Here is a 16,524-nt window from a genome sequence, read left to right as displayed (position 1 = left end):
GTCGAGCGCGCCTTTTTCGCTTGATCGGCACTGAATGGATCATATTCGTAATTTCTCGATCATCGCTCACATCGACCATGGCAAGTCGACGCTCGCGGATCGCATCATCCAGGTATGCGGCGGTCTCGCCGACCGTGAAATGGAAGCGCAGGTGCTCGACTCGATGGATATCGAGCGCGAGCGCGGCATCACGATCAAGGCGCAGACGGCCGCGTTGTCCTATCGCGCACGCGACGGCAAGGTCTACAACCTGAACCTGATCGACACGCCGGGGCACGTCGACTTTTCGTACGAGGTCAGCCGTTCGCTGTCCGCGTGCGAAGGCGCGCTGCTGGTCGTCGATGCGAGCCAGGGCGTCGAGGCGCAGACGGTCGCGAACTGCTACACGGCGATCGAGCTCGGCGTCGAGGTCGTGCCGGTGCTGAACAAGATCGACCTGCCGGCCGCGAACCCCGAAAACGCGATCGAGGAAATCGAGGACGTGATCGGCATCGACGCGACCGACGCGACGCGCTGCAGCGCGAAGACGGGCCTCGGCGTCGAGGACGTGCTCGAAGCGCTGATCGCGAAGGTGCCGCCGCCGAAGGGCGATCCCGACGCGCCGCTGCAGGCGCTCATCATCGATTCGTGGTTCGACAACTACGTCGGCGTCGTGATGCTGGTGCGTATCGTCAACGGCACGCTGCGTCCGAAGGACAAGATCAAGATGATGGCGACCGGCGCGCAGTATCCGGTCGAGCACATCGGCGTGTTCACGCCGAAGTCGCGCAATCTCGATTCGCTGTCGGCGGGGCAGGTGGGCTTCATCATCGCCGGCATCAAGGAACTGACGGCCGCGAAGGTCGGCGATACCGTCACGCTCGTGGGCAAGCCGGCTACGGAAGCGCTGCCGGGCTTCAAGGAAGTGAAGCCGCAGGTGTTCGCCGGTCTCTATCCGGTGGAAGCGAACCAGTACGACGCGCTGCGCGAATCGCTCGAGAAGCTGAAGCTCAACGACGCGTCGCTGCAGTACGAACCGGAAGTGTCGCAGGCGCTCGGCTTCGGGTTCCGGTGCGGCTTCCTGGGTCTGCTGCACATGGAGATCGTGCAGGAGCGGCTGGAGCGCGAATTCGACATGGACCTCATCACCACGGCACCGACCGTGGTCTACGAGGTCGTGATGAGCGACGGCTCGATCGTCAAGGTCGAGAATCCGGCGAAGATGCCGGAGCCGCCGAAGATCGAGGAGATCCGCGAACCGATCGTCACGGTGAATCTCTACATGCCGCAGGACTACGTCGGCTCGGTGATCACGTTGTGCGAGCAGAAGCGCGGCTCGCAGATCAACATGCAGTATCACGGCCGCCAGGTTCAGCTGACCTACGAAATTCCGATGGCCGAGATCGTGCTCGATTTCTTCGACCGCCTGAAGTCGGTGTCGCGCGGTTACGCGTCGATGGACTACGAGTTCAAGGAATACCGGTCGGCCGACGTCGTGAAGGTCGACATGCTGATCAACGGCGACAAGGTCGACGCGCTGTCGGTGATCGTCCACCGGTCGCAATCGCAGTATCGCGGCCGCGAAGTGGCGTCGAAGATGCGCGAGATCATTCCGCGCCAGATGTACGACGTCGCGATCCAGGCGACGATCGGCGCGCACATCATCGCCCGCGAGAACATCAAGGCGCTGCGCAAGAACGTGCTGGCGAAGTGTTATGGCGGCGACATCACGCGGAAGAAGAAGCTGCTCGAAAAGCAGAAGGCAGGCAAGAAGCGCATGAAGCAGGTGGGTTCGGTCGAGATCCCGCAGGAAGCGTTCCTTGCGATCTTGCGCGTCGAAGACAAATAACAGGACTGATCCTTTTATGAATTTTGCGCTGATTCTTTTTGTGCTCGTCGTCGTGACGGGCGTAGCGTGGGTGCTGGACAAACTGGTGTTCCTGCCGCGGCGTCGCAAGGCGGCCGACTCGGCGATCGAGGAATTCGATCGTCAGCAGTCGCGCATCGACAAGCGCTTCGCGGACGAAAACGCCGTGCAGACGCGTTCGAAGCTGCGTGACGAGAAGCTGCGCCAGCCGTGGTGGCTCGAGTACACCGCGAGCTTCTTCCCGGTGATCCTGGCCGTGTTCGTCGTGCGCTCGTTCATCATCGAGCCGTTCAAGATTCCGTCGGGCTCGATGGTGCCGACGCTGCTCGTCGGCGACTTCATCCTCGTGAACAAGTTCGAATACGGGCTGCGCCTGCCGATCACGAACACGAAGATCACGCAGGGCAGCCCGCTGTCGCGCGGTGATGTCGTCGTGTTCCGCTATCCGAAGGACGAATCGGTCGACTACATCAAGCGCGTGATCGGCCTGCCGGGCGACACGGTCGCGTACCAGGACAAGCAACTCACGATCAACGGCCAGCCGGTGCCCGAAACGCAGCTGCCCGATTTCTTCGACGACGAGCGCCAGAATTACGCGAAGCAGTTCGAGGAGACGATCGGCAACAGGAAGAACGCGATCCTCAACAATCCGGCCGTGCCGCCGTTCGTGATGGGCGCATACGACTATCCGTATCGCGACAACTGCACGTACAACAGCCGCGGCGTGATCTGCAAGGTGCCGCCCGGTCACTACTTCATGATGGGCGACAACCGCGACAACAGCGCGGACAGCCGCTACTGGGGTTTCGTGCCGGACCAGAACATCGTCGGCCGCGCGTTCTTCATCTGGATGAACTTCAGCGATCTGAAGCGCATCGGTTCCTTCAACTGATCGCATTCGACTCACACGCAATACGCGATGCACGGGCCGCGTCGCGTATTGCCGAACTACTTTAAGAACCGGCGGTAACACCGCCTCGTCACGCCTTTTCGGGTCCGGCCGTGCCGTTTCGGCCCGACCGGCGCCCGCGTTATACTCCTGCACATGCCCCTATCCCAGTTGGAAAGCCGGCTGCGCTACGAATTTCGCAATGCGGAATTGTTGCGCCAGGCTTTGACCCATCGCAGTCACAGTGCCACGCACAACGAACGGCTCGAGTTTCTCGGCGACTCCGTTCTGAATTGCGCGGTGGCTGCCCTTTTGTTCCAGCGTTTCAGCAAGCTGGACGAAGGCGACCTGTCGCGCGTACGCGCCAACCTCGTCAAACAGCAGTCGCTGTATGAAATTGCTCAGGCCCTGAATATCGCGGACGGGCTGCGGCTGGGCGAGGGCGAACTGCGCAGCGGCGGCTTCCGTCGCCCTTCGATCCTCGCGGACGCGTTCGAAGCCATCATCGGGGCCGTGTTCCTCGATGGCGGCTTCGAAGCCGCCCAAGGGGTCATCAAGCGCCTCTACATCCCGATTCTCGACCATATCGATCCGCGCACGCTCGGCAAGGACGCGAAGACGCTGCTGCAGGAATACCTGCAGGGGCACAAGATCGCGCTGCCGACCTACACGGTCGTTGCGACGCATGGTGCGGCGCACAATCAGCAATTCGAAGTCGAATGCACGGTGCCGAAGCTCGACGTGAAGGTTTCGGGTTCCGGTGCGAGCCGGCGCGCGGCCGAGCAGGCAGCGGCGAAGAAGGCGCTCGACGAGGTGATGGCGGCCGCGCCGATGCTGGCCGCGAAGCCGAAGCGCTCGAAAAACGCGCGCGGGTCGAAGCATGTCGAACCTGAAATCGTGCCGGGCGTGAAGGGCGTGCAGGAAGCGCTCGACCTGCGCTCGCCGGAGCGGAAGGAGCGCGCGGCGGCGCGCGAGGCCAAGGCAGTCGGTGCGGTGCCCGCGGTAACGGCCGCAGCCGGTGCGGAGCCGGCCGTGGCGCCGATGGCCGCGATTCGCGCGGCGCATGTCGAGACGGCTGCCGACAAGGGCGAACGGGCGGCAAAGCCGGCGACCGACAAGGTTGCCGAGAAACCGGCCGACCGCGCCGACAAGACTGCGGAAAAGCCCGCGGAAGCCTTGCCGCGCGCAGCCGACAAGCCGGCCGGCAACACAGCCGATCCGGCAGCTCCGTCCGCCGACAAGTCTTCCGCCGGTTCCGACCCCGCAGCGCGCGCGACCGTGCGCGCACGCGATGCCGCGGCGCCGGACTCCGAGACGCCGCCGGGCGGCGCGAGCCTCGCTGCCGCGCAGGCGCGCGTGGCCGATGCCGACCACTGAATTGCCCATCGATCGTGCCGCGCGCCGCGCGGCCGTTTCCGAACCTGTCTCCCAAACGATATGAACACTCCCGCTCCTACCGGTTTCCGTTGCGGCATGATCGCGATCGTGGGCCGCCCGAACGTCGGCAAGTCGACGTTGATGAACGAACTCGTCGGCCAGAAGATCAGCATCACGTCGCGCAAGGCGCAGACGACCCGCCACCGTATCACCGGCATCAATACGTTCGACGACGCCCAGTTCGTGTTCGTCGATACGCCGGGTTTCCAGACGCGCCACAGCACCGCGCTGAACCGTTCGCTGAACCGCGCGGTCACGTCGACGCTGACGTCGGTCGACGTGATCCTGTTCGTGATCGAGGCCGGCCGCTTCGGGCCCGACGACCAGAAGGTGCTCGACCTGATCCCGCCGGGCATGCCGACGCTGCTGATCACGAACAAGATCGACCGCGTCAACGACAAGGCGACGCTGTATCCGTTTATGCAGAAGATGAACGCGCTGCGCGAATTCGTCGAGCTCGTGCCGCTGTCGGCGAAGCAGCCGGAAGACATCAAGCGTCTGCTCGAGACGATCAAGCCGTACCTGCCGGAAGGCGAGCCGATCTACGGCGAGGACGAGCTCACCGATCGCAGCTCGCGTTTCCTCGCGGCCGAGATCCTGCGCGAGAAGGTGTTCCGCTGGACCGGCGACGAGCTGCCGTACACGAGCACCGTCGTGATCGACAAGTTCGAGGAAGAAGGGCGCCTGAAGCGCGTCTTCGCGACGATCCTCGTCGAGCGCGATTCGCACAAGGCGATGGTGATCGGCAAGAAGGGCGAGAAGCTCAAGCAGATCAGCACCGAGGCGCGGATGGACATGGAGAAGCTGTTCGACGGCCCCGTGTACCTCGAGACCTTCGTGAAGGTGAGAAGCGGCTGGGCCGACAACGAGGCGGGGCTGCGCGCCTATGGGTACGAATGACGCGCTGACGTCGACTGAAGACGCGGTGACGGCCGGCGCGAACGACGCGCCGCTGCCGGCACCGCCCGAACCGCCGCGCAAGGCGCGGCGCGCGACGTCTCGCACGTCCGATTTCCGCGTCGCCGAGCAGCCGGCGTTCGTGCTGCACAGCTATCCGTATCGCGAAACGAGCCTGATCGTCGACGTGCTGACGCGCGATCACGGCCGGCTCGCGCTCGTCGCAAAGGGCGCGAAGCGCCCGCACTCCGCACTGCGCGGTGTGCTGCAGACATTCCAGCCGTTGCTGCTGTCCTGGTCGGGCAAATCCGAGGTGCGCACGCTGACGGGCGCCGAGTGGGTCGGCGGGATGCTGCCGCTCGGCGGCGACGGGCTGCTCTGCGGTTTCTACGCGAACGAGCTGCTCGTGAAATTCTGCGCGCGCGAGGATCCCCAGCCGCCGCTCTTCAATCATTACGTGCTGACCCTCACGCGCCTCGCGCACGGCGAGCCCGCGGTGCAGGTGCTGCGCTCGTTCGAGCGCGTGCTGCTGCGCGAGACCGGTTATGCGATGGCGCTGAACCGCACGGTCGCGCGACGCGCGGTCGAGCCCGAGCGCCGCTACGTGTTCGATCCCGAGCGCGGCGTGCGCAACGCGGACGACGACGTGCCGTCGCATTGGCCGGTCATCACCGGACAGACGTTGCTCGACATGGAGCAGGACGATTACCATCGAGCCCAGACGGTTGCGCAAAGCAAGACGCTGATGCGCTTCCTGCTGAATACCTATCTCGGCGGTACGCCGCTCGCCACGCGTCAGATCCTGATCGACCTGCAAAACCTATGAGCTTCTTCCTGACAACGCCCACCGCCATCGACCTCGGCATCAACATCGACCACGTCGCGACGCTGCGCAATGCGCGCGGCACGACCTATCCCGATCCGATCCGCGCGGCGCTCGCCGCCGAAGAGGCCGGTGCCGACGCGATCACGCTGCACCTGCGCGAGGACCGCCGCCACATCGTCGACGCGGACGTGCGCAAGCTGCGTCCGCTGTTGAAGACGCGCATGAACCTCGAATGCGCGGTGACGGCCGAGATGCTCGACATTGCATGCGAAGTGCGTCCGCACGACGCGTGCCTCGTGCCCGAGAAGCGTGAGGAACTGACGACCGAAGGCGGTCTCGATGTCGCGGGCCACTTCGAGGCCGTGCGTGCGGCGTGCAAGCAGCTAGCCGACGCGGGCGTGCGCGTCTCGCTGTTCATCGACCCGGACGAGACGCAGATCCGTGCCGCGCACGAAGCGGGTGCGCCGGTGGTCGAGCTGCATACGGGCCGTTACGCCGAAGCGCACGACGAAGCCGAGCAGCAGCGCGAATACGAGCGCATCGTCACAGGCGTGCAGGCGGGCGCGCAGCTTGGCCTGAAGGTCAACGCGGGGCACGGGCTGCATTACACGAACGTGCAGCAGATCGCCGCGATCGACGGCATCGTCGAACTGAACATCGGCCACGCGATCGTCGCGCACGCGATCTTCGCGGGCTGGGACAACGCGGTGCGCGAGATGAAGGCGATCATGGTCGCCGCACGCGTTGCCGCGCTGCATGGCGGCGCGCGCTGAAGATGCGAAGCCCGCGCGCACGCATCGTTCGCCGCCCGGCATCGCCGGGGCGTTCTGGCGCGTACTGACATGGCGATCTACGGCATCGGCACCGACATCGTCCAGGTGAGCCGCATCGCGGCCGTGCTCGAACGCACGGGCGGGCGGTTTGCCGAGAAGGTGCTCGGTCCCGACGAGTTGCGCGTGTTCCATGCGCGCCGCGCCCGTTCCGAGGCGCGCGGCATCGCGTTTCTCGCGACGCGCTTTTCCGCGAAGGAAGCGTTCTCGAAGGCGATCGGGCTCGGCATGCACTGGCCGATGACGTGGCGTGCACTGCAGACCCTCAACCAGCCGAGCGGCGAGCCGTACGTGGTCGCGTCGGGCGAGCTGGCCGACTGGCTTGCCGCACGCGGCATCACGGCCCGCGTGACGGTCAGCGACGAACGCGACTATGCGGTGTCGTTCGTGATCGCCGAAACGGACGCCACCCCCGCACCTGTTTCCCGAACCCTCTCCTGACGGAATTCCCGATTCGATGAAAACGACTCCCGGCCCGGTCATGCTCGACGTCGTCGGCACGGCCCTGTCGCGCGACGATGCGCGGCGCCTCGCGCATCCGAACACCGGCGGCGTGATCCTGTTCGCGCGGCACTTCCAGAACCGTGCGCAGCTGACCGCGCTGACCGACGCGATCCGCGCGGTGCGCGAGGACATCCTGATCGCCGTCGATCACGAAGGCGGGCGCGTGCAGCGTTTCCGCACCGACGGCTTCACGGTGCTGCCCGCGATGCGCCGCCTCGGCGAGCTGTGGGATCGCGACGTGCTGCTCGCGACGAAGGTCGCGACCGCCGTCGGCTACATCCTGGCCGCCGAGCTGCGTGCGTGCGGGATCGACATGAGCTTCACGCCCGTGCTCGACCTCGACTACGGCCACTCGAAGGTGATCGGCGATCGCGCATTCCATCGCGACCCGCGCGTCGTCACGTTGCTCGCGAAGAGCCTGAACCACGGGCTGTCGCTCGCCGGGATGGCGAACTGCGGCAAGCATTTTCCGGGGCATGGTTTCGCGGAGGCCGATTCGCACGTCGCGCTGCCGACCGACGACCGCACGCTCGACGCGATCCTCAAGCAGGACGTCGCGCCGTACGACTGGCTCGGCCTGTCGTTGTCCGCGGTGATTCCCGCACACGTGATCTATACGCAGGTCGACAAGCGTCCGGCCGGTTTCTCGCGCGTGTGGCTGCAGGACATCCTGCGCGGGCAGCTCGGCTTCACGGGCGCGATCTTCAGCGACGACCTGTCGATGGAGGCCGCGCGCGAAGGCGGCACGCTCACGCAGGCGGCCGAAGCCGCGCTCGCCGCCGGTTGCGACATGGTGCTCGTCTGCAACCAGCCGGAAGCGGCCGAGGTCGTCTTGAACGGGCTGAAAGCGCCAGCATCGGCCGCGTCGGTGCGGCGCATCAAGCGGATGCGCGCGCGCGGCAAGGCGCTCAAGTGGGACAAGCTGATCGCGCTGCCCGAGTATCTGCACGCGCAGGCGTTGCTGGGCAGCGCACTGGCGTAAGCGGGGAACGGATGGCGCGGCGCGCGGCATGCCGGTCGTTGTCACGTCGAAACAAAAAGCCGCACGGTTGTGCGGCTTTTTTCATGGGTTGCGGCAGACGCGGATCAGCCGGTAGTGTGAATCAAACGCACCGGCCCGGCGTGTTTTAGCGCAACTAACGGTCAAATCCGACCAGCGCCCTGAGACATTGCCGGCCGCTCAGTTCACCTTCATCCGCTGCAGCTTGTTGTACAGCGTCTTCGGGCTGATGCCGAGCAGTGTCGCCGCGCGGTGGCGCGTGCCGCCGACCGCATCGAGCGTTGCGCGGATCAGCAGATCCTCGACGTCGGACAGCGGCGTGCCGACCTTGATCTGCACGCTGCTGCCGTTCAGCGCGGCGCCGGAGGAGAAGCTCGGCTCGCCCGCGCGCAGCGTTTCGATGAAATCGCCCGATGCGTCGTATGCGAAGCGCACGCGTTCCTGCAGCTCGCGCACGTTGCCGGGCCATTCGTAGGACAGGCATTCGCGCACGAAGCCCGGTGCCGTGCGCTTGTCGGTCGTGCCGCGGCCGGTCGCGCGCGCGTCGCGGTTCAGTTCGTCGATCAGCGCGTCGGCGATCGCGAGTGCGTCGCCGTCACGCTCGCGCAGCGGCGGCATCGTGATCGACGCCGCATCGAGGCGCAGCCACAGATCCTCGCGCAGCGTGCCGTTCGCGACCGCTTCGCGCGCCGGACGGCGCGTGGTCGCGATCAGCCGGAAATCGCTCGTGATCGAACTCGTGCCGCCGATCCGCATGAAGTTCTGCGAATCGAGCGCATGCAGCAACGCTTCCTGCAGCACGAGCGGCAGCGCGGTGATCTCGTCGAGGAACAGCGTACCGCCGCCGGCCTGCTCGAACAGGCCCGATTCGCGCCGCTCGGCGCCGTCGAACGCGCCGCGTTCGTGGCCGAACAGCACGCTGTCGAGCGATGCGCCATGCCGGCCGGCATGCGCGATCGTGCGGCAGTCGAACGACACGAACGGCCCCTTGCGGCGCCGGCTCAGGTCGTGCAGCGTGCGCGCGGCCAGCTTCTTGCCGGTACCGGCTTCGCCCGAGAACAGCACGGCCGTTTCGGTGCGTGCGTTGTGCTCGATCATGTCGTACACGTGCTGCATTGCTTCGCTGCGGCCGACCAGCGCGCCGAAGCGGCCGAGATGGCGCAGCGACGCGCGCAGCGACTGCACCTCGTCGATCAGTTCGTACGGGCGGGGGATCCGGGCGAGCAGGCTGCGCAGGCGCGGAATGTTGATCGGCTTCAGCAGGTAGTCCCAGATACCGTGACGCAGGCCCTCGATCGCGCTTTCGACCGTCGCGTTGCCCGTCAGCACGATGACGGGCAACGAGCCATTCGGCTGTTGCTGCGGCAGGTGCTGAAGCAGGTCGAACCCGCTGCCGTCCGGCAGGTTCAGGTCGACGAGGACGACATCGGGAATCGAGCGGCCGAGCGCCGTGCGCGCTTCCGCGAGCGAAGTGGCCGTGTCGACCGAGAAGCCGTCTGCGGCGAGCAGCGCGGTGAGGCCGGAGAGACTGTTGGGATCGTCTTCGACAATCAGGGCGTGTGGCATGGTGGACGCGAGTCGAGTCAAGAGAGGCGGGCTGTCGGCCATCAGGGCCGCAGCCGCATGTCAGATTAAAAACTGATTTTATGCCCCACCGAACGCGTAACGAGCATTATTTCTCCCGCGCTATAAAACAGTTACCGATGATACAAATTGAATATCTTTACCGGTGGATTTTGTGCTTCTTCTAGCGCTGGCTGACTGCCGCTGTTGGCGCCAGACAAACAAAAAGCGCCCCGAAGGGCGCTTTGTTCGATGCGGGAATCGCTGACGATTACGCGCGGCTGCGGTATTCGTTCGTGCGCGTATCGATTTCGATCTTGTCGCCGGTGTTGCAGAACAGCGGAACTTGCAGTTCGAAGCCCGTTGCGAGCTTGGCGTTCTTCAGCACCTTGCCCGACGACGTGTCGCCCTTGACGGCCGGTTCCGTGTAGGTGATCTCGCGAACGAGGACCGTCGGCAGGTCGACCGAGATTGCCTTCTCGTTGTAGAACACGACTTCGCACGCCATGCCGTCTTCGAGGTAGTTCAGCGCTTCGCCCATCATTTCGGCTTCGACTTCGTACTGGTTGTAGTCGGCGTCCATGAACACGTACATCGGATCGGCGAAGTACGAATACGTCACTTCCTTGCGGTCGAGCACGACGACGTCGAATTTGTCGTCTGCCTTGTAGACCGATTCCTGGCCTGCGTTGGTCAGCAGGTTCTTCATCTTCATCTTGACGACGGCGGAATTGCGGCCCGACTTGTTGTATTCCGCCTTGGCGATGACCCAAGCATCGCTGCCGATCTGCACGACGTTGCCTACGCGGAGTTCCTGTGCGGTCTTCATAAAAACTGTCCTGATCAAATCAAATAAATAGGTGCCTGAGCGTTGCGCAACGGCTGACGGCGCAAGCGGCGCGTTCCGGTGGACGCCAAAAGCGAGCGCTTGCCTGGTCAGCCGTCGGATAACCGCTTATTTTAACTGAGATTTTGCGTATTCGGCCAGCTTTCCGGCGAGATCGCCGACGGACGCGAGCGCGTCGGCCCAGCGTGCCGCATTGGCGTCCAGTGCGGCGCGGTGCTGCCAGAAATCGGCCCAGTCGGGCGTGCCGACGCCGTTCCACGCATGCCAGAAACGCTCGAGCGCGGCCCGCGGGGCTTCGGCGAGGCCGGCCGACAGATGGGCGAGCGCGGCGTCGAGCTTCGGCAAATGCACGTCGTCGGACTGCGGGTAGATGTGCCACACGAACGGCTTGCGCGCCCACTGCGCGCGGACGAACGAATCCTCGCCGCGCACGAAGTTGACGTCGGCAACCCATAGCAGCGGATCGTAGTCGGCTTGCGGAACGAACGCGAGACCGTGCGCGACCAGGTTGCCGCTGCGTGCCTGCGCGCCCGCGGCGAACGACTCGACCCCGAAAAAGCGCGCAACGGCGGGCGACACACGGCCGGCCGGCACGAGCGCGACGACCGGCGACGGGCCGTCGCGCCACTGCGCGAGCAGCGCGTCGACAGCCGGATTCTCGTACGCGAACAGGCTGACGACCGTCGTGCCGGGCGCCGGCGGTGCGCCGCCGGTCGCGCGCTGCCACCATGCGGCGCGCGCCGCTGGGTCGGTTTCGAAGGCCGTGCGGCGCGCGTCGAGGTCGTGCTCCTTCAGCACGCCGCCCGTGCCGGCAGACAGGCCGGGGAAGAAGAACGTCTTCAGCAGCGGGTAGCGCGGATGCGGCGACGGCCGCAAATGGAAATCGGCGACCCAGTCCTCGGCGCTCAGGTATTCGAGGTTGATCCACACCGGGCGGCGCGCGCGGCGCGCCATCGCCGCGAGATACGCGCCGGGCAGCTCGCAGGCGAACGCCTCGATCACGACATCGGCGATGTCCAGCGCGTCGCCGGCTTGCGCATGCCAGTGCTCGATCACGATCGCGTCGACCGTCTGCCGCTCCGCGTCGGGATCGACCCCGGGCAGCAGGCGCGCGAACGTGCTCAGGTCGTCGACGAACAGGCGAACCTGCCAGCCGTGCTCGTGTGCGAGCTGGCGCGCGACGCGCCAGCACACGCCGATGTCGCCGAAATTGTCGATGACCGTGCAGAACAGGTCGCAGGCGATCGGCTCGCCCGGCGCGAGCGGTGTGGCGGGAAGGGGGGCGGCGGTGGTGCGTGGCATCGAAGCGGGACGGTGAATGCTCTAAACTGGCGATTCTAATAGACCCGTTCCGCGTTACAAGGCGCCCGGATCACGCATGACATCCCCAGAAGCCTCCGATACCCCGTTTGAACCGAAGAAGATCCTTGCGCAGTTGTCGCACATGCCGGGCGTCTATCGCTATTACGACACGGTGGGTGCAGTTCTCTACGTGGGCAAGGCGCGCGACCTGAAGAAGCGCGTGTCGAGCTATTTCACGAAGACGCAGCTGTCGCCGCGCATCGCGATGATGGTCACGCGCATCGCGCGCATCGAGACGACCGTCACGCGCTCGGAGGCCGAGGCGCTGCTGCTCGAGAACAACCTGATCAAGGCGCTCACGCCGCGCTACAACATCCTGTTTCGCGACGACAAGTCGTATCCGTACCTGAAGCTCACCGCGCACCGCTTTCCGCGGATGGCCTACTACCGCGGCTCGGTCGACAAGCAGAACCAGTATTTCGGGCCGTTCCCGAGCGCGTGGGCCGTGCGCGAGAGCATCCAGATCCTGCAGCGCGTATTCCAGTTGCGCACCTGCGAGGATTCGGTCTTCAACAACCGCACGCGGCCGTGCCTGCTGCATCAGATCGGGCGCTGCACGGCGCCGTGCGTCGGCGCGATTTCCACGGACGACTACGCGATCGACGTGTCGAACGCCGCGCGCTTCCTGCTCGGCCGGCAGTCCGAAGTGATGAATGAGCTCGAGCAGAAGATGCACGCGTTCGCGGCGGAACTGAAATTCGAGCAGGCGGCGGCCGTGCGCAACCAGATGAGCTCGCTCGCGACGGTGCTGCACCAGCAGGCGATCGAGGTCGGTGGCGACAGCGACGTCGATATCCTGGCCGTCGTCGCGCAGGGCGGGCGCGTGTGCGTGAACCTCGCGATGGTGCGCGGCGGCCGGCATCTTGGCGACAAGGCGTATTTCCCGACGCACGTCGAAAGCGCGCTGACGCTCGCCGAAGGCGGCATCGGCGACGAGGCCGAGGCGGCAGAAGCCGGCGATGCAACCGCCGTCGTGTTGCCCGACCAGCCTGCGGAGGAAGTCGTCGGCACGCGCGGCGGCGCGGCGGCGTCGATCGAGGCCGAGGTGCTCGACGCGTTCATCGCGCAGCACTATCTCGGCAACCGTGTGCCGCCCGTGCTCGTCGTGAGCCATGCGCCCGCGAGCCGCGACCTGCTCGAGCTGCTGTCCGAGCAGGCCGGCCACAAGGTGTCGCTGGTGCGGCAGCCGCAGGGGCAGCGGCGCGCCTGGCTGTCGATGGCCGAACAGAACGCGCAGATCGCGCTTGCGCGGCTGCTGTCCGAGCAGGGCTCGCAGCAGGCGCGCACGCGCGCGCTCGCGGAGACGCTCAGCTACGAATGCGACGATCTCGCGACGCTGCGGATCGAATGCTTCGACATCAGCCATACGATGGGCGAGGCGACGCAGGCGTCGTGCGTCGTCTATCACCATCACAAGATGCAGTCGGGCGAGTACCGCCGCTACAACATCACCGGCATCACGCCCGGCGACGATTACGCGGCGATGCGGCAGGTGCTCACGCGCCGCTACGAGAAGATGGTCGAGCAGGCTGCGCAGGCGGCCGCCGCCGACGACGCGGCCGGCATCGACGGCGAGTCGACGCGCCAGGCCGAGGCGTCGAGCCTGCTGCCGAACATCGTGCTGATCGACGGCGGCAAGGGTCAGGTCGAAATCGCGCGCCAGGTGTTCACGGAGCTCGGCCTCGACACGTCGATGCTGGTGGGCGTCGCGAAAGGCGAGGGGCGCAAGGTCGGCCTCGAGACGCTCGTGTTCGCGGACGGCCGCACGCCGCTCGAACTCGGCAAGGAAAGCGCCGCGCTGATGCTCGTCGCGCAGATCCGCGACGAGGCGCACCGCTTCGCGATCACCGGAATGCGCGCGAAGCGGGCGAAGGCGCGCCAGACGTCGCGGCTCGAGGAGCTCGAGGGTGTCGGCGCGAAGCGCCGGCAGCGGCTGCTCGCGCGCTTCGGCGGGTTGCGCGGCGTCGTTGCCGCGAGCGTCGAGGAACTTGCGAGCGTCGAGGGCATCTCGCACGCGCTCGCCGAACAGATCTACAAGCAGCTTCACTGACGCGCCCGTGCGGCCGGCTGCCTTGCCCGCGTTTTTCGCGTTCTTGTGGCAGGCCGGTCGACACGGCACAATTGCGAATCCTTTACTGCCCCGGATGCCATGCCGTTCAATTTCCCGATTTTCCTGACGTGGGTGCGGATCGTGCTGATTCCGCTCGTCGTCGGCGTGTTCTATCTGCCGGACACGGTGATGGGCGGCGCGCACCGCAATCTCGCGGCGGCGGCGATCTTCATCCTCGCCGCGCTGACCGACTGGTTCGACGGGTTTCTCGCGCGCAAGTGGAACCAGACGTCGTCGTTCGGCGCCTTTCTCGATCCGGTGGCGGACAAGCTGATGGTGACGGCCGCGCTGTTGATCCTCGTGCAGATTTCGCGGGTCGACGCGGCGATCGCGCTCGTGATCGTCGGCCGCGAGATCGCGATCTCGGCGCTGCGCGAGTGGATGGCGCAGATCGGCGCGTCGAAGAGCGTCGCGGTGAACCAGCTCGGCAAGTTCAAGACCGCGTGCCAGATGGTCGCGATCCCGATGCTGCTGTTCTACGGGCCGCTGCCGCTCGGCATCGTGACGATCGACACACGCGTGTGGGGCGAGTGGCTGATGTACCTCGCGGCGGTGCTGACGATCTGGTCGATGCTGTACTACATGAAGCTCGCGTGGCCGCAGATCCGCGAGCGCGGCGGCGCGTGACCTGCGTTCCGCGTTCGACGGCGCAGGTTTTTGGAAAAAGGGCTGGAAAAGCCCTTGACACACGAATGTGCCTTCGACATAATCTCGCTTCTCCGCTGCACGGCGAAGTAAGTGCGACGGGGAAGCAGTAGCGCAACATGCGGGAGTAGCTCAGTTGGTAGAGCGCAACCTTGCCAAGGTTGAGGTCGCGAGTTCGAGACTCGTCTCCCGCTCCAGATTTTTCTGGCAGCGTGTTGTACGGCAAAGCGCTGCACAGGCAGGACAAATGCGGGAGTAGCTCAGTTGGTAGAGCGCAACCTTGCCAAGGTTGAGGTCGCGAGTTCGAGACTCGTCTCCCGCTCCAGATTTTCTGGCAGCGTGTTGTACGGCAAGACGCTGCACATGCAGGACAATGCGGGAGTAGCTCAGTTGGTAGAGCGCAACCTTGCCAAGGTTGAGGTCGCGAGTTCGAGACTCGTCTCCCGCTCCATGTAATTGGGGAAGCCACGCTTCCCTTTTTATTTGATGGACTTACGGTCCTCGAATAAAGATCTGTCGCTTGCCTTCACGGCATCCCGACAGTCCGCTTTTGGCGCGATAGCAAAGCGGTTATGCAGCGGCCTGCAAAGCCGTTTAGGCCGGTTCGACTCCGGCTCGCGCCTCCAAGTAAGAAGAGAAAAAGCCCTGATTCGTCAGGGCTTTTCTTTTTTCTGCGGCGCTTTCATCCATGCAAGAAAGCGGTCACTTGCCACACCCGAATGACGCTTGCTCGAATCGGGGCGCGTCGATGAACGAGGGTGAGGCCCGCCCTGAATTCCAGCTTCAGAGGATCGTCAGCAACCGCAGCTGATGCTCGGTCTCGGTCCCTTCCACCAGTGCATAGAACCGTGCTTCCCGGCGCTCGATCACTGATAGTCCTTCGGCGTCGGAAAAGAGGTTCCATTCGGTGCCATCGATATTCGACAGCTTCCCGCGAGCCCGTGCAAAAGCACGCAACAAAAGGCTTGCTTCGCGCCGGATAACCGTACGCTCTGCATTCAGCACATAGGGCGGCCAGTTGCCGCGCAGGACAAGATAGTGGGGTATGGCGTCTTGTTCGATTTTCATGGGCGGCGCTGCATTTTCTGGGCTGGCGTTGGCAGATCTTGCCCGTGTCGACGCAGCCCGCTGAGCAGCGTTTCCAATGTGGGCGAAAAGGACGGCTGGTCGAGTGCTTTCCGTGCGTGCGTTGATCGTGTTCGTCTTCAACCAAACTGGGCGGTCAGCCATCCTTCTGCCCACTTTGTTGCGTACGCAACTGCATCGTCACGCGCGTCGAAACCGGCCAGATCGCCGCTGGAGTGTATTTCCCGTTCGCCTCCGTCCAGAAGGGTCGTGGTGATTCTCACATGCGCGATGTACTCTCCATCGGCCCTGCGTGGTGTTGGATCGATTCGGAACCGCGTTGAATTGAAGCGCATTTTGTTCTCCCTACCTTCGGTTGCCGCGATCGGGGCTGTCACGGTAGCAGCGCGAGAAAGCGCCAGGTGTTGACGCATACCCTGATCCGGGCGGCTTTCTATCTGCGGCCGTTCTGATCCTGGATTCGATCAAGGCGGGCGAACAGCTCGCTCATCTTGCGCTCGAGCACCTTGTCTCGCGTGAATCGGGTGCGGAGTTTGTCGAGCTTGGCTCGCCAATATGCCGGATCGTTCACCGGCGATTGATTGATGAAAGCGTTTTGTGTTTGCTCGAGCAGCCCAATTGCGCCACTGATATGGGTCAATTCGCGCTCTACATCGCAGTACCAGCTCATGCGCGCCGCCTT

General features: G+C 64.9%; 16 protein-coding genes and 4 tRNA genes. 14 read left to right on the top strand and 6 right to left on the bottom strand.

The window, feature by feature from the left end; translation table 11 throughout:
* The first annotated feature begins 34 nt into the window (after positions 1-34).
* The 8 genes from lepA to nagZ all read left to right on the top strand — a co-directional run bounded on the left by lepA (position 35) and on the right by nagZ (position 8,211).
* Positions 35-1,828: a translation elongation factor 4 gene (gene lepA, locus BBJ41_RS06480; RefSeq protein WP_069745822.1), complete on the top strand. Its 1,794-nt coding sequence runs from the start codon at positions 35-37 to the stop codon at positions 1,826-1,828.
* A 16-nt stretch (positions 1,829-1,844) separates the two neighbouring features.
* Complete coding sequence (lepB, locus tag BBJ41_RS06475; RefSeq protein ID WP_069745821.1) at positions 1,845-2,738, top strand: signal peptidase I; 894 nt, start codon at positions 1,845-1,847, stop codon at positions 2,736-2,738.
* 153 nt (positions 2,739-2,891) lie between these two features.
* A complete protein-coding gene (gene rnc / locus BBJ41_RS40250; protein WP_069745820.1) occupies positions 2,892-4,112 on the top strand; it encodes a ribonuclease III in 1,221 nt (406 codons plus the stop codon).
* 60 nt (positions 4,113-4,172) lie between these two features.
* On the top strand, positions 4,173-5,072 hold the full coding sequence (gene era, locus BBJ41_RS40245) for a GTPase Era (RefSeq protein WP_069745819.1): 900 nt from the start codon (positions 4,173-4,175) through the stop codon (positions 5,070-5,072).
* Positions 5,059-5,895 carry a DNA repair protein RecO gene (gene recO / locus BBJ41_RS06460; protein ID WP_006476492.1) on the top strand — a complete coding sequence of 279 codons (837 nt, stop codon included), beginning with the start codon at positions 5,059-5,061 and terminating at the stop codon, positions 5,893-5,895. Before era ends, recO begins: the two co-directional genes overlap by 14 nt.
* Complete coding sequence (gene pdxJ / locus BBJ41_RS06455; RefSeq protein ID WP_069745818.1) at positions 5,892-6,668, top strand: pyridoxine 5'-phosphate synthase; 777 nt, start codon at positions 5,892-5,894, stop codon at positions 6,666-6,668. The genes recO and pdxJ overlap by 4 nt, the downstream gene beginning before the upstream one ends.
* Before the next feature lie 69 nt (positions 6,669-6,737).
* Positions 6,738-7,166, top strand: a complete 429-nt coding sequence (gene acpS, locus BBJ41_RS06450) for a holo-ACP synthase (RefSeq protein WP_069745817.1) — start codon at positions 6,738-6,740, stop codon at positions 7,164-7,166.
* Positions 7,167-7,182: 16 nt separating this feature from the next.
* On the top strand, positions 7,183-8,211 hold the full coding sequence (nagZ, locus tag BBJ41_RS06445) for a beta-N-acetylhexosaminidase (RefSeq protein ID WP_069745816.1): 1,029 nt from the start codon (positions 7,183-7,185) through the stop codon (positions 8,209-8,211).
* A 198-nt stretch (positions 8,212-8,409) separates the two neighbouring features.
* On the opposite strand, the gene BBJ41_RS06440 is transcribed toward nagZ, so the two are convergent.
* The 3 genes from BBJ41_RS06440 to earP form a co-directional block, all read right to left on the bottom strand.
* Positions 8,410-9,795, bottom strand: coding sequence for a sigma-54-dependent transcriptional regulator (locus BBJ41_RS06440; RefSeq protein WP_069745815.1), 1,386 nt, complete (start codon positions 9,793-9,795; stop codon positions 8,410-8,412).
* A 268-nt stretch (positions 9,796-10,063) separates the two neighbouring features.
* Positions 10,064-10,621 carry an elongation factor P gene (gene efp, locus BBJ41_RS06435; RefSeq protein WP_047900193.1) on the bottom strand — a complete coding sequence of 186 codons (558 nt, stop codon included), beginning with the start codon at positions 10,619-10,621 and terminating at the stop codon, positions 10,064-10,066.
* A 126-nt stretch (positions 10,622-10,747) separates the two neighbouring features.
* Positions 10,748-11,941, bottom strand: a complete 1,194-nt coding sequence (gene earP / locus BBJ41_RS06430; RefSeq protein WP_069745814.1) for an elongation factor P maturation arginine rhamnosyltransferase EarP — start codon at positions 11,939-11,941, stop codon at positions 10,748-10,750.
* Between the two features lie 76 nt (positions 11,942-12,017).
* Here earP and uvrC point away from each other — a divergent pair, with 76 nt between their 5' ends.
* The 6 genes from uvrC to BBJ41_RS06400 all read left to right on the top strand — a co-directional run bounded on the left by uvrC (position 12,018) and on the right by BBJ41_RS06400 (position 15,382).
* Positions 12,018-14,051 carry an excinuclease ABC subunit UvrC gene (gene uvrC / locus BBJ41_RS06425; protein WP_069745813.1) on the top strand — a complete coding sequence of 678 codons (2,034 nt, stop codon included), beginning with the start codon at positions 12,018-12,020 and terminating at the stop codon, positions 14,049-14,051.
* Positions 14,052-14,150: 99 nt separating this feature from the next.
* Positions 14,151-14,738: a CDP-diacylglycerol--glycerol-3-phosphate 3-phosphatidyltransferase gene (pgsA, locus tag BBJ41_RS06420; RefSeq protein WP_006482193.1), complete on the top strand. Its 588-nt coding sequence runs from the start codon at positions 14,151-14,153 to the stop codon at positions 14,736-14,738.
* A 139-nt stretch (positions 14,739-14,877) separates the two neighbouring features.
* A tRNA-Gly gene (locus BBJ41_RS06415) sits at positions 14,878-14,953 on the top strand.
* Positions 14,954-15,005: 52 nt separating this feature from the next.
* Positions 15,006-15,081, top strand: a tRNA-Gly gene (locus BBJ41_RS06410).
* A 50-nt stretch (positions 15,082-15,131) separates the two neighbouring features.
* Positions 15,132-15,207, top strand: a tRNA-Gly gene (locus BBJ41_RS06405).
* 101 nt (positions 15,208-15,308) lie between these two features.
* Positions 15,309-15,382, top strand: a tRNA-Cys gene (locus tag BBJ41_RS06400).
* 157 nt (positions 15,383-15,539) lie between these two features.
* Here the strand turns inward: BBJ41_RS06400 and BBJ41_RS06395 are convergent.
* From BBJ41_RS06395 to BBJ41_RS06390, 3 genes are all read right to left on the bottom strand, one after another.
* Positions 15,540-15,824, bottom strand: coding sequence for a hypothetical protein (locus tag BBJ41_RS06395; RefSeq protein ID WP_069745812.1), 285 nt, complete (start codon positions 15,822-15,824; stop codon positions 15,540-15,542).
* Positions 15,825-15,961: 137 nt separating this feature from the next.
* Positions 15,962-16,177, bottom strand: a complete 216-nt coding sequence (locus tag BBJ41_RS38630) for a hypothetical protein (RefSeq protein ID WP_083281814.1) — start codon at positions 16,175-16,177, stop codon at positions 15,962-15,964.
* Positions 16,178-16,275: 98 nt separating this feature from the next.
* Complete coding sequence (locus BBJ41_RS06390) at positions 16,276-16,512, bottom strand: hypothetical protein (RefSeq protein WP_069745811.1); 237 nt, start codon at positions 16,510-16,512, stop codon at positions 16,276-16,278.
* Positions 16,513-16,524: the final 12 nt, after the last annotated feature.

Source organism: Burkholderia stabilis (assembly GCF_001742165.1).
GTDB classification, from domain to species: Bacteria; Pseudomonadota; Gammaproteobacteria; order Burkholderiales; family Burkholderiaceae; genus Burkholderia; species Burkholderia stabilis.
Note: the sequence above shows the minus strand (reverse complement) of the source record. Positions and strands in the feature narration are given on the sequence as shown.

Bases quoted from the DNA above. Each gene is read 5' to 3' on its own strand.
- lepA (WP_069745822.1), top strand. From the start codon at position 35: ATGGATCATATTCGTAATTTCTCGATCATCGCTCACATCGACCATGGC.
- lepB (WP_069745821.1), top strand. From the start codon at position 1,845: ATGAATTTTGCGCTGATTCTTTTTGTGCTCGTCGTCGTGACGGGCGTA.
- rnc (WP_069745820.1), top strand. From the start codon at position 2,892: ATGCCCCTATCCCAGTTGGAAAGCCGGCTGCGCTACGAATTTCGCAAT.
- era (WP_069745819.1), top strand. From the start codon at position 4,173: ATGAACACTCCCGCTCCTACCGGTTTCCGTTGCGGCATGATCGCGATC.
- recO (WP_006476492.1), top strand. From the start codon at position 5,059: ATGGGTACGAATGACGCGCTGACGTCGACTGAAGACGCGGTGACGGCC.
- pdxJ (WP_069745818.1), top strand. From the start codon at position 5,892: ATGAGCTTCTTCCTGACAACGCCCACCGCCATCGACCTCGGCATCAAC.
- acpS (WP_069745817.1), top strand. From the start codon at position 6,738: ATGGCGATCTACGGCATCGGCACCGACATCGTCCAGGTGAGCCGCATC.
- nagZ (WP_069745816.1), top strand. From the start codon at position 7,183: ATGAAAACGACTCCCGGCCCGGTCATGCTCGACGTCGTCGGCACGGCC.
- BBJ41_RS06440 (WP_069745815.1), bottom strand. From the start codon at position 9,795: ATGCCACACGCCCTGATTGTCGAAGACGATCCCAACAGTCTCTCCGGC.
- efp (WP_047900193.1), bottom strand. From the start codon at position 10,621: ATGAAGACCGCACAGGAACTCCGCGTAGGCAACGTCGTGCAGATCGGC.
- earP (WP_069745814.1), bottom strand. From the start codon at position 11,941: ATGCCACGCACCACCGCCGCCCCCCTTCCCGCCACACCGCTCGCGCCG.
- uvrC (WP_069745813.1), top strand. From the start codon at position 12,018: ATGACATCCCCAGAAGCCTCCGATACCCCGTTTGAACCGAAGAAGATC.
- pgsA (WP_006482193.1), top strand. From the start codon at position 14,151: ATGCCGTTCAATTTCCCGATTTTCCTGACGTGGGTGCGGATCGTGCTG.
- BBJ41_RS06395 (WP_069745812.1), bottom strand. From the start codon at position 15,824: ATGAAAATCGAACAAGACGCCATACCCCACTATCTTGTCCTGCGCGGC.
- BBJ41_RS38630 (WP_083281814.1), bottom strand. From the start codon at position 16,177: ATGCGCTTCAATTCAACGCGGTTCCGAATCGATCCAACACCACGCAGG.
- BBJ41_RS06390 (WP_069745811.1), bottom strand. From the start codon at position 16,512: ATGAGCTGGTACTGCGATGTAGAGCGCGAATTGACCCATATCAGTGGC.